Source organism: Neisseria sp. GT4A_CT1 (assembly GCF_000227275.1).
GTDB lineage: Bacteria > Pseudomonadota > Gammaproteobacteria > Burkholderiales > Neisseriaceae > Neisseria.
Window position 1 is genome coordinate 410,043 of sequence record NZ_JH164967.1, and the last position, 9,332, is coordinate 419,374.

Here is a 9,332-nt window from a genome sequence, read left to right on the forward strand (position 1 = left end):
GGTAAAAAGGGGCGGCTTGTCAAAAAAGTGGTTGTTTGTATCTCGGGTGTCTCGCGACCGGCGGGATACGCGCCATGATGTAAACATCACCTCCTAACAAGTCGGCTTGGCGCCGGGTATGCCGTCGATGCGGCTGCAAATGAATTGCGGGATTATCTTTGATTGCGTCGTTCCTGTCAAGTTTGAAGGTCGTCTGAAAACCTTGAATATCGGTTTTCAGACGACCTTTGTGGTATTTCGCGCGTCTTGCTGATTTTGTTTTTGATTTTAAGAAAACTTAAACCCTATCAGGCGGCAAAACGACATCGGCTTTACCGCCCTTCTTCCGCTAGCTTCTGACCACTTTACGCACTTGGGGAATGGCGTGCAGGTTGTGAATAATTTGGTTGATTTGCGCCAAGTCCTTCACTTTGATGATGAACTTGAATTCGACAAAGCCTTCCGTACCTGCCAGCGCTTTGTTGGGGGTTTCGACGGACTCGATATCCGCGCCGGAATTGGAGATGGCTTGCGCCATAAGGGCGAGCAGGCCGTGGGCGTCTTCGGATTGGATACTGAGTCCGGTGCGGTAGGTATGGCTGCCTATGCCTTCCCAGTTCGCATCAAGCTGCTGTTCGGGGTCGGATTTGAGCAGGGTTGGACAGGTATCGCGGTGGATAATCATGCCTTTGTCTTTGACCAAAAGGGCGCGGACGGAATCGCCCGGGACGGGGTGGCAACATTCGGCAAAATGGATGCGGCCGGTTTCTTGGTCGTTGACTTTGATGGGGCTGAGTTTGACTTCGCTGCCGAAGTGCTGCCCTGCCAGTTCGGCGATGTGCATGGCGACGTACACGGGCAGGGTATGCCCCATACCGACGTTGTAGAGGACTTCTTCAAACGAGGTTTGTTTGTCGTTGAGGTCGGCGAGGTATTTTTCTTTGAGGTCGTCTGAAAGCAATACGTCTTTGGGCAACAGGCTGGACAGGGCTTTTTGCAGGAGGTTTTCGCCGAGGACGATGGCGTCGTGGCGGTTGAGGTTTTTGACGTATTGGCGGATGGCGCTGCGCGCGCGGCTGGAAACGGTGAAATTCAGCCATGCCGGATTGGGCTTGGCGTGTTCGGAAGTGATGATTTCGACGGAATCGCCGGTTTTGAGTTTGGTACGCAGGGGCATCATGGTGTTGTTGATGCGGGCGGCGACGGTTTTGTGGCCGATGTCGGTGTGGACGGCGTAGGCGAAGTCTATGGGCGTCGATCCTTTAGGCAGGGTGAGGATTTTGCCTTTGGGCGTCAGGATGTAGACTTCGTTGGGGAACAGGTCGACTTTGACGTGTTCGAGGAATTCGATGGCGTTCGCGCTGCTGGCTTGCAAATCAAGGATGTTTTTGAGCCATTGGTTGGTATGGAGGACGGCTTGATCGACGGTATTTTCGCCAGATTTGTATATCCAGTGGCCGGCAATGCCGCCTTCGGCTACGGCATCCATTTCGCGCGTGCGGATTTGGACTTCAATGGGCAAGCCGTATGGGCCGACCAGGGTCGTGTGCAGGCTTTGGTAGCCGTTGCTTTTGGGGATGGCGATATAGTCTTTGAAGCGTCCGGGTTTGGGCTGATAGAGATTGTGCAGCGCGCCGAGTGCGGCATAACACGCGGGAATGCTGTTGACGATGACGCGGAAGCCGTAAATATCCATGACTTCGGCAAAGCGCAATTTTTTCGCCAACATTTTTTGATGGATGCTGTACAGGTTTTTTTCCCTGCCTTTGATTTTGGCTTCGATGTTCGCGCCGACCAAACGCTGACTGAAGGCGCGCAAAACTTTGCCGACGACGTCGCGGCGGTTTTTGCGGCTGTTGTCCATCGCTTTTTTAAGGGTTTCGTAGCGGTTCGGGTGAAGGTTTTGAAACGATAAATCTTGAAGCTCTTGGTAGGCGTTGTTCAAGCCGATGCGGTTGGCGATTTGGGCGTAGATTTCGAGGGTTTCTTTAGCGATACGGCGGCGTTTGTCGGGGCGCATGGAGCCGAGCGTGCGCATATTGTGCAGGCGGTCGGCGAGTTTGACGACGATCACGCGCACGTCTTTGGTCATGGCGAGGATGAGCTTGCGGAAACTTTCCGCCTGATGCTCGGCATGATCTTCAAATTTGAGTTTTTCGAGTTTGGAAAGCCCGTCCACCATCTCGGAGATGGTTTCGCCGAATTCTGCCGCCATTTCGATTTTGGATACGCCCGTGTCTTCGAGTACGTCGTGCATCACGCCCGCGCACAAGCCTTGTATGTCCATGTGCCACAACGCAAGTTGCGTGGCGACGGCAAGGGGGTGGGTAATGTAGGGTTCGCCGCTTTTACGGGTTTGTCCGTCATGGGCGTGAAAGGCGTAGGCGACGGCTTTTTCAAGCTCGGCCTGTTCGGATGGGCTGAGATAGGAGGCGGTACGGAACAAAAGTTCGCGTGCTTCGGCAGTCAGCGCGTCGTAGGGGGCAGTGGGCTGGGGGGCGGGCATTTCAGACGGCCTTCGGTGTGTGTTTTGTTTTGAGCCGTCAGACTGTATCGGTCGGATGTCGCGCCGATACAATCCGCGCGGCGGTTGGGCAGATTTTGCCTGCCGGTATTATTTGTTGCGTGTCAGCAGTTCGGTACCGATTTGACCGGCGGCGATTTCGCGCAGGGCGGTAACGGTCGGTTTGTTGTTGCGGATGTCGTCAACCATAGGGGCGTTGCCGTTTTCAAGCTGGCGAGCGCGGCGGGCGGCGACGAGGGTCAGGTCGAAATGATTGGGGATTTTGCCTGTGCAGTCTTCAGTGGTGATACGGGCCATTTGTTTGCTTTCTTTCTATTAATTTGTGATGGAATGTAAATGCGTATTTTCGCTGTTTTTCAGGAATTTTCCAACAGGTTTGAGATAAATCCTTGCTGGGAAGATTTTTTCAGACGACCTGCTTTGATGATGTGGAGCAAATCGGCTTCTGCCCTGTCTAAATCATCGTTGACGACAATATAGTCAAACAGGACGGACTGTTCGATTTCGTGACGCGCTTTGGAGAGGCGGGTTTGGATGACTTCCTCGCTGTCGGTGCCGCGCCCGATAAGGCGTTCGGCAAGGACTTCGAACGAAGGCGGTAGAATGAAGATGCTGCTCGCTTCGGGCAAGGATTTGCGTACCTGCGCCGCACCTTGCACGTCGATTTCCAAAATCACATCGTAACCCTCTTCGCTAAGGGAATTGACCCCCGCGATGCTGGTTCCGTAATAATTACCGAAAACGTTTGCGTGTTCGAGGAAGGCTTTCTGTTTAATTAAAGACTCAAATTCCTCTTTGGGAACAAAATGATAATGCACGCCGTGCTGCTCGCCTTCGCGCGGCTGGCGGGTGGTGTGCGATACGGAGACGCGCAAATCGGCGTTGTTTTTCAAAAGACGGGAAACCAGCGTGGTCTTGCCCGTGCCGGAAGCGGCGGAGATGATGAAAATATTGCCTTTTTTATGGGGTTTCATGATGTCGGTACCGATGGGATTATCTGTTGATTGTAGCATACGGGGCGTGTAATTTCATGTTCAGACGACCCTTACACACATTCCCAAACGCCGCGTCCATCGGCAGGCAACGGCTTAACGGCGATACCCGACCTCCGGCAGGAAACCCACGTCTTTCTAAACTCTTGCTATAATTGCCCGCTATACACAAATAAGCCTGCAAAGACACACCATGAGCCACACTCCGCTACTCGATACCGTCGGCAGCCCGCAAGATTTGCGCCGTCTGGATAAAAAACAGTTGCCCCAAGTCGCCGCCGAGCTGCGGGAGTTTCTGCTGGATTCGATAGGCAAAACCGGCGGGCATTTCGCCAGCAATCTGGGCGCGGTTGAGCTGACCATCGCCCTGCACTATGTATACGACACGCCCGAAGACCATTTGGTTTGGGATGTCGGTCATCAAAGCTATCCGCACAAAATCCTCACCGGCCGCAAAGGCCAGATGTACACCATGCGCCGCTACGGCGGTTTGGCGGGCTTCCCCAAGCGCAGCGAATCCGAATACGACGCGTTTGGCGTAGGGCATTCCTCCACCTCCATCGGCGCGGCTTTGGGCATGGCGGCGGCAGACAAGCTCTTGGGCAGCGACCGCCGCAGCGTCGCCATTATCGGCGACGGCGCGATGACGGCGGGTCAGGCGTTTGAAGCCTTGAACTGCGCGGGCGACATGGACGTGAACCTGCTGGTCATCCTCAACGACAACGAAATGTCGATTTCCCCCAACGTCGGCGCGCTGCCGAAATACCTCGCCAGCAACGTCGTACGCGATATGCGCGGCGTGTTGAGCACCATCAAGGCGCAATCGAGCAAGGTTTTGGACAAGCTGCCCGGCGCGATGGAGCTTGCCCAAAAAGTCGAGCACAAAATCAAAACGCTGGCGGGCGAAGCCGAACACGCCAAGCAGTCGCTGTCTTTGTTTGAAAACTTCGGTTTCCGCTACACCGGCCCCGTGGACGGCCACAACGTCGAACATCTGGTTGACGTATTGAAAGATTTGCGCGGCCGCAAAGGCCCGCAACTGCTGCACGTCATCACCAAAAAGGGCAACGGCTACAAACTTGCCGAAAACGACCCCGTCAAATACCACGCCGTCGCCAACCTGCCCAAAGACATTTCAGACGACCTCAAAACCGCAACGTCGTCTGAAAAAGAAAACAAACCCGCCGCCAAACCGACCTATACGCAAGTGTTCGGCAAATGGCTGTGCGACCAGGCGGCGGCAGATTCCCGATTGGCGGCGATTACCCCCGCCATGCGCGAGGGCAGCGGACTGGTTGAATTCGAACAACAATTCCCCGACCGTTATTTCGACGTCGGCATCGCCGAGCAGCACGCCGTTACCTTTGCCGGCGGGTTGGCTTGCGAAGGCATGAAGCCCGTCGTCGCCATTTATTCCACCTTCCTCCAGCGCGCCTACGACCAACTGGTGCACGACATCGCCCTGCAAAACCTGCCCGTTTTGTTTGCCGTCGATCGCGCGGGCATCGTCGGCGCGGACGGTCCGACCCATGCCGGTTTGTACGATTTGAGCTTCTTGCGTTGCGTGCCGAACATGATTGTTGCCGCACCGAGCGATGAAAACGAATGCCGCCTGCTGCTTTCAACCTGCTATCAGGCAAACGCCCCCGCCGCCGTCCGCTATCCGCGCGGTACGGGAACAGGCACGCCCGTTTCAGACGGCCTCGAAACTGTAGCCATCGGCAAAGGCGTCATCCGCCGCCAAGGCGAGAAAACCGCATTCATCGCCTTCGGCAGCATGGTCGCCCCCGCATTGGCGGTTGCCGAAAAACTGAACGCCACCGTCGCCGATATGCGCTTCGTCAAACCGATAGACGAGGAACTCATCGTCCGCCTCGCCCAAAGCCACGACTACATCGTTACCGCCGAAGAAAACGCCGAACAAGGCGGCGCAGGCAGCGCGGTGCTGGAAGTGTTGGCGAAATACGGCATCTGCAAACCCGTTTTGCTTTTGGGCGTTGCCGATACTGTAACCGAACACGGCAATCCGAAAAAACTTTTGGACGATTTGGGTTTGAGTGCCGACGCCATAGAAAAACGCATACGCGGATGGCTGCCTGCGGTTTGAACTGAAGCTGCGATGAACTAACGCCCCCGTTACAAGCAATGAATAAAGGTCGTCTGAAAACGGATTTTCAGACGACCTTTGATATAAGAACCCCTACCCTTTTAAAAGGCGTTTCATTGTTTGATTCAGAGCATGACTGCCAAACGAAAAACCGCCCAGCCCGCGACCAATAGTCCGGCGCACAAACGGATGGCTCTGCGTTGTAAAAGTGTTTTCAATTGCGCTGCAAAAATCCCCATTGCCAACAAATTCGGCAACGTTCCCAGCGCAAAAGCCAACATATACAGCCCGCCCTGCACCGCATTGCCGCTGCCCAAAGCATACAATGAAGCGCTGTACACCAAGCCGCAAGGCAGCCAGCCCCACAACATGCCTACGCCGAAACAAGCCGGAACGGATTTAATCGGCAGCAGTCGGTTCAAAATCGGATTCAAACGTTTCCATATCGGTCTGCCTATGCGCTCAATCTGCGTAGCCGCCGTAGAAAGGCCCGCCAGATACAGCCCCAACAGCAACAGCAAAATATTCGCCGCAACATACAGACCGTTTTGCAGCCAGCGCGTATCATCCAAAGAAATACCGATTTGTCCGACCAGCCCGACAATCAAACCTATCAATACATAGCTGCTGATGCGTCCCAAATTCAATAGGACAATCAGTCCCAGCCGATTAAGATGCGGCGGAAGCTGCAACGCAAACGCACTACTCAACCCGCCGCACATTCCGACACAATGTGTACCGCCAAAAAAGCCGAGTAGAAATAGGGTGAAAAAAGTGATGTCGTAATTCATTATTGGAAAGGCGATGTATCGATAGAAGTATGATTTGTCAGAAAAACGGAAAACGATATGATGAAAGCCAATCTTTAAATATTTTCAAGAAGTTGCCATCTTGATTTTCGCGTTGATTTTAAACCCATCCATGACTATCTGTCCGCTTTTGCACTGGCTTTCTTGTGATACTGATTTTATTGATGACTTCCGCCATCTTCCATTTTCTGCCCAACAAAATTACCCAGTCTGACTGTCCACTTATATAAAAAATTCCAAATTTCAAAAGGTCGTCTGAAACGCTAGATAAAGCATTTTCAGACGACCTTTTTCCATTCGAATCAAACACGGATGTCGGGTACTTTATTGAACAAACGATAGAAATTGTCGCTGGTGTAAGCGGCAAGCGTTTCTACGGGTTCGCCGCGCAGTTTCGCCACAAATTCGGCGGTATAACGGACATAGGAAGGTTCGTTAGGCTTACCGCGTTTGGGAACCGGGGCGAGGAATGGGGAGTCGGTTTCGACCAGCATTCTGTCCGCAGGGACGTATTTGGCGGCTTCCTGAATTTGCGGGGCATTTTTGAAGGTAACAATACCGGAGAAGGAAATGTACAGCCCCAAATCCAAAGCGGCTTTGGCAAAAGCGGTATCTTCGGTGAAGCAGTGGATAACGCCGGAATTGGTTTGACCTTCTTTCAGAATCGCCAAAGTATCGGCGGCGGCATCGCGGGTGTGGACAATCACAGGCAAACCGCTTTCGTTGGCGGCTTGGATGTGTTCGGCGAAGCGGCGGTGCTGCCATGCCAAATCGCCTTTGCACCAGTAATAATCCAAGCCCGTTTCGCCTATGCCGACGACTTTCGGGTGTTTTGCCGCTTCCACCATTTCAGCGACGGTAAATTCTTCGGCTTCTTGGCTGTCGGGGTGAACGCCTATGGTGCAGTAAACCTGTTCATTGGCTTGGGCAATGTCGAAGACTTCGGCGAAACTCTGTTTGCTCACGCTGATGGCAAGCGCCTGCTTGACGCTTTGTTCTTCCATGTTGGCGAACACTTCAGGCAGACGGTTGCTCAATCCTTCGAAATTGAGGTGGCAGTGCGAATCGATTAAATGCATGATTTTAAAGCGTGAAGGTAACGCGGTCGCTGCGCAGTTTCGGTCCCAGCTCGCCTTCAATCAGGGTTTTCGCCTGAAGGCAGCTTTCGTGTTCGGAAAATGCGAGTCCGACGCCTTTGGGACGGTGTGCGGAAGTACGTGCGGGGTTGATCCAGACGACTTTGGTAGGCAGGAAGCGTTTGGGATAATCGGCGATTTCAACGGCGAGCAGGATGTCTTCGCCCAAGGAAAATACGTCTTCGGTCGGAACGAAAAGTCCGCCGTGTTCGAGAAACGGCATATAGCAGTTGTAGAGCAGGGTCGGGTCTTTAAGCTGCAACGCCATCATTTTCGCCGGAATGTCTTTATTGTTGTTTACCATTTTGTTTTACCTTATCTGATTATTTGTTTTGCCAAAATTCGAGATATTCAGTCAGCAGATACTCAAGCTGCATTTTAACACTCAAGGTGTGGTATCCGTAAGGGCTGAGTGCGTTCAGACGACCTGTCAGTGCAAACAGGCGGCGCGGATCGGTTTTGGAAGCCGTTTGCGACAATGCCTGCGCGTAATCGGGATAATAAAGCGGCGGCATTTGTTGTTGCGCCAAGCCGACATCCAACAGCCATTTCTGCATCCAATCGATGAAGACTGCCAACGGCTGCTTGTGTTTATCAAACGCAGCGGCATAGTCGAGTATCGCCAGCAGGCGCGGGGCGGCAAGCAAAGTGAGCAGTTCTTCGCGCAAGTCATCCATTTCAGGCGTATGGGCAAACAAAGGCGCGCCACTGTGAAAAGCCAGCAAAGATTCCGCATCACCTACACCCTCTTTCCGAAGATATGCCAAAGCTTCGTCGCGCGAAGGTGCGGGCAAAACCATCTGGCGGCAACGGCTTTTAATGGTCGGAAGAAGCTTGTCGCGCGCATGCGTAACCAGCAAAAAAACAACATGTTGCGGCGGTTCTTCCAAAGCTTTGAGCAATCCGTTTGCCGCCTGCACGTTCATACTTTCAGCAGGATAGACCAATACCACCCGCAATCCGCCGCGCACAGCCGTCAGATAAATGTTCTCCACAATATCGCGTACGGCATCTATTTTAATCTGCAACAATTTTCGCCCGACCGCACCATCTTCGGGAGTTTCAGGAGTGAGCTCGTAAAAATCAGGATGACTGTTTTGCAAAAACAAATGACACGATGCGCATACACCACAAGGCTGATGATCTTCCCGAGGCGATTCGCACAGCAAAGCCTGCGCCACAAACCGCGCGAACGCCGTCTTACCGGTGTTTTCCTTGCCGGTAAACAGCCAAGCGTTCGGACGGTTTTCCCAATGGCCGGCAAGCTGCCGCCACTGGTTTTGATGCCACGGATAAATCATATCGGGAAGTACAAGCGTTTGGACAAAAGCGTGATTATACAGGGAAATGTTAGAGGTCGTCTGAAACCGAGAATACAATTCGAAACGTTTATAACATCGTTTCTATCCTCTTTCCGCCTCTTCTCAGCCTTTTTGACTCTCCCTTCTTCTCAAAAGGTTCCCTGCCCCTATTTCCCTAGCGTCATCTACCGCAACGGACGTGAACGCGCTATTTGGTGGAGACGTAGTCGGCATAGTGCGCCGGCAAGGCAGTCGTTTCCAATAACGAGCCTTCTCACAGCGCACACTAAGGCAGTATTGCAGCCCGCTACCTTTTCAGCCGACCTTTCCACATAGGTTTCCCCATGCATCCTGATCTGACGGCCGAATGAAGCGGGACAGGCATGTCAGCCTTACCCGCCCGACACGAAGGCCGTCCGACTCCGGACTGGATTCGGACGGCCTTTTCATCACCGGGTTTGCATCTGCGCACATTCCCTATTCG

8 protein-coding genes are annotated in these 9,332 nt (G+C 53.3%); 1 reads left to right on the plus strand and 7 read right to left on the minus strand.

Annotated features, from left to right (window positions below; genetic code table 11):
* Window positions 1-328: 328 nt before the first annotated feature.
* The 3 genes from HMPREF1028_RS08725 to gmk all read right to left on the minus strand — a co-directional run bounded on the left by HMPREF1028_RS08725 (window position 329) and on the right by gmk (window position 3,477).
* Window positions 329-2,485 carry a bifunctional (p)ppGpp synthetase/guanosine-3',5'-bis(diphosphate) 3'-pyrophosphohydrolase gene (locus HMPREF1028_RS08725; protein WP_003764533.1) on the minus strand — a complete coding sequence of 719 codons (2,157 nt, stop codon included), beginning with the start codon at window positions 2,483-2,485 and terminating at the stop codon, window positions 329-331.
* Window positions 2,486-2,593: 108 nt separating this feature from the next.
* Window positions 2,594-2,800: a DNA-directed RNA polymerase subunit omega gene (gene rpoZ / locus HMPREF1028_RS08730; RefSeq protein WP_003740638.1), complete on the minus strand. Its 207-nt coding sequence runs from the start codon at window positions 2,798-2,800 to the stop codon at window positions 2,594-2,596.
* Between the two features lie 59 nt (window positions 2,801-2,859).
* Window positions 2,860-3,477 (minus strand): guanylate kinase, encoded by a 618-nt coding sequence (gmk, locus tag HMPREF1028_RS08735; protein WP_009312424.1) that lies wholly within the window; start codon window positions 3,475-3,477, stop codon window positions 2,860-2,862.
* 211 nt (window positions 3,478-3,688) lie between these two features.
* On the opposite strand from gmk, the gene dxs reads away from it, so the two are divergent.
* Window positions 3,689-5,602, plus strand: a complete 1,914-nt coding sequence (dxs, locus tag HMPREF1028_RS08740; RefSeq protein WP_009312426.1) for a 1-deoxy-D-xylulose-5-phosphate synthase — start codon at window positions 3,689-3,691, stop codon at window positions 5,600-5,602.
* Window positions 5,603-5,727: 125 nt separating this feature from the next.
* Here the strand turns inward: dxs and HMPREF1028_RS08745 are convergent, their stop codons facing one another.
* The 4 genes from HMPREF1028_RS08745 to HMPREF1028_RS08760 form a co-directional block, all read right to left on the minus strand.
* The gene (locus tag HMPREF1028_RS08745) at window positions 5,728-6,393 is read right to left on the minus strand and encodes a sulfite exporter TauE/SafE family protein (protein WP_009312428.1); all 666 of its coding nucleotides are present in this window, start codon (window positions 6,391-6,393) and stop codon (window positions 5,728-5,730) included.
* Between the two features lie 320 nt (window positions 6,394-6,713).
* Window positions 6,714-7,490 (minus strand): TatD family hydrolase, encoded by a 777-nt coding sequence (locus tag HMPREF1028_RS08750; RefSeq protein ID WP_009312430.1) that lies wholly within the window; start codon window positions 7,488-7,490, stop codon window positions 6,714-6,716.
* 4 nt (window positions 7,491-7,494) lie between these two features.
* The gene (locus tag HMPREF1028_RS08755; RefSeq protein WP_003760734.1) at window positions 7,495-7,851 is read right to left on the minus strand and encodes a PilZ domain-containing protein; all 357 of its coding nucleotides are present in this window, start codon (window positions 7,849-7,851) and stop codon (window positions 7,495-7,497) included.
* 19 nt (window positions 7,852-7,870) lie between these two features.
* Complete coding sequence (locus tag HMPREF1028_RS08760) at window positions 7,871-8,848, minus strand: DNA polymerase III subunit delta' (protein ID WP_009312433.1); 978 nt, start codon at window positions 8,846-8,848, stop codon at window positions 7,871-7,873.
* Window positions 8,849-9,332 lie beyond the last annotated feature (484 nt).